At 53.1% G+C, this 341-nt stretch carries 2 protein-coding genes; both read left to right on the top strand.

The genetic code is table 11. The features are described 5' to 3' along the window. Positions 1-158: type II toxin-antitoxin system CcdA family antitoxin (locus AF337_RS14920; protein ID WP_049732641.1), on the top strand; the 158-nt coding region annotated here is incomplete at its 5' end. Continuing rightward, a partial coding sequence (locus tag AF337_RS14915) for a CcdB family protein (RefSeq protein WP_193393622.1) occupies positions 158-341 on the top strand: 184 nt, incomplete at its 3' end. The genes AF337_RS14920 and AF337_RS14915, both read left to right, overlap by 1 nt.

Raw genomic sequence — 341 nt, 5'->3', positions numbered from 1 at the left:
AGATCAACATATCCAGGGCGGCGGAAGATGGTATCGCACAGGCCATAAAGGCGGAGCGCGAGCGGCTTTGGCGTATCGAGAACGCCGAGGCTATTGCCGCTTCCAATGCCTATGTCGAAAAGCACGGTCTGCCGTTTCAGAAATATCGACAGTTCTGATGGCTCGGTTTCATGTTTACAATCTTATGCATACCGACGCGCTTGCCCTCGATCTGCAGTCCGACTTGCTTGGTGAGCTGACAACGCGGACCATGGCGCCGATGCTTCCATTGGAAGCTCTTCCCAAAATCATGCGTCAGCTCAATCCACAATTCGTGATCAATGACCTGCCCTATGTGATGG

Source organism: Rhizobium ecuadorense, assembly GCF_001187535.1.
Classification (GTDB): domain Bacteria; phylum Pseudomonadota; class Alphaproteobacteria; order Rhizobiales; family Rhizobiaceae; genus Rhizobium; species Rhizobium ecuadorense.
This window is presented reverse-complemented; position numbering and strand designations above follow the sequence as displayed.